The organism is Bartonella grahamii ATCC 700132, assembly GCF_000518085.1.
Classification (GTDB): Bacteria; Pseudomonadota; Alphaproteobacteria; order Rhizobiales; family Rhizobiaceae; genus Bartonella; species Bartonella grahamii.
Genome location: NZ_JACX01000063.1, coordinates 1 through 1,412 on the forward strand (window position 1 = coordinate 1; position 1,412 = coordinate 1,412).

General features: G+C 33.0%; 2 protein-coding genes. Both read right to left on the reverse strand.

The window, feature by feature from the left end:
• Positions 1-94 precede the first annotated feature (94 nt).
• On the reverse strand, positions 95-1,039 hold the full coding sequence (locus U736_RS0108720; RefSeq protein ID WP_026500688.1) for a TrbJ/VirB5 family protein: 945 nt from the start codon (positions 1,037-1,039) through the stop codon (positions 95-97).
• An 88-nt stretch (positions 1,040-1,127) separates the two neighbouring features.
• Positions 1,128-1,280 (reverse strand): hypothetical protein, encoded by a 153-nt coding sequence (locus tag U736_RS11350; protein WP_015857028.1) that lies wholly within the window; start codon positions 1,278-1,280, stop codon positions 1,128-1,130.
• Positions 1,281-1,412: the final 132 nt, after the last annotated feature.

A 1,412-nucleotide genomic window follows, 5' to 3' on the forward strand; every position in this document is an offset into this window, starting at 1 on the left:
AGTATTTTCATCACAATATTTTGGCTTTGATAAAATCTTTGTGCCTCTCTGAATTGTTCAGATAGTACTGAACCTTCTACATTAGCTTTTGTTTTCATCGTATGATAGGCATCCCTTTTGCTTCATGGTTAAAAATTTTCATATCAATTTCGCGTCTTTTCTTTTTGATAAGTGATTGCTCAGCATTACGTAAATGCGCTACCATTTCCATCTTTATAAATTCATTTTGGATCATGGTTAACGAACCATCGATATGTGCTTGAAGATCTGCAGTATCTTTCAGGTTTTCTTTTGTTTGAATTTCATCTAATAGATGTTGGAGGTATTTAAAACGATTTTCTACGTTTTCAAAAGTTTCTAAACTTACAGCTTTATCTAGTATCGATGCAAATTTTAAGCGCCCCGAAATAGCTTTGCCCATTTGATCAAAAGACCCATAAATTTTGTTTTCTTCCTCTAATACCTTTTGATATGATTCCCTTGAAAGCTTATCACTCTTATAGAGCGATTCTGGTTCTTTGAGAAAAAAACTAGAAAAGTCTATTTTTTGAGGTTCTGTTTTCTGACTCTTTGTTATAGCCTGATAAGCTTTTTCTACTTGCGAAAGTTGTTCTTTTTTCAACTCAAGCTGTTTTTTTAACAGCTCAATAATTTCCCCTTTTTTTAATAGATTAATAATCTCTAGATATTCTGCAGGTGGAGCAGATACAAAAGTTGATTTAGGTACCTGAGTTGTGGGAGATACTGGAGTTGTGTTAGATGGCTTAGAGCCACTAGGTTTGGACGGTATGCGATTTCTCATCGTTCCCAAAGTAGAAAGATCGATTTTAACATCGGGTGGAAGTGCAGATGGTGGCTTATAGCCTTTTGGTGGTTCTGGTTTATAATCTTTGCTTGTACTGAGACCTCCTGACCCCATACCAGGAATTATAGGAATACGGCTATGAGCTCCTCCTTGCTTAGTAATAGTGTCACTTCTTACTAAGTTTGTTGTTCCAAGAAACGCACTAATTGCTATGATAATAATCAGCTTTTGCATATTTTATTCCTTTTAATTTTCACATATTTAGAAAGACTGACCATTTTTAGAAAGACTGACCATTATATTATTAACTTCATAAATCAGTTTATGAGATTCCGTTGTCTCCTCGCTTAATTTCGGCAGGGATTGTTTTATTAATAGGCACACGGTTCCTATCATTGGGCTGTTTTAGCTTTGGTGCTAATGCACAAGCTGATAAAAGGTTTGCAATCAAAATTACAAGAATGATATTTTTCATTTTAATTATGACTCTTTTTACCATTATATGCATCTTAATATTTATTGTCATTATTATAATTTTGATACTAAAGTAAAGTGTATAGTTTGCGATAATTGATCTTTTCTTAATTTCATTTTTTAATTTATGAAA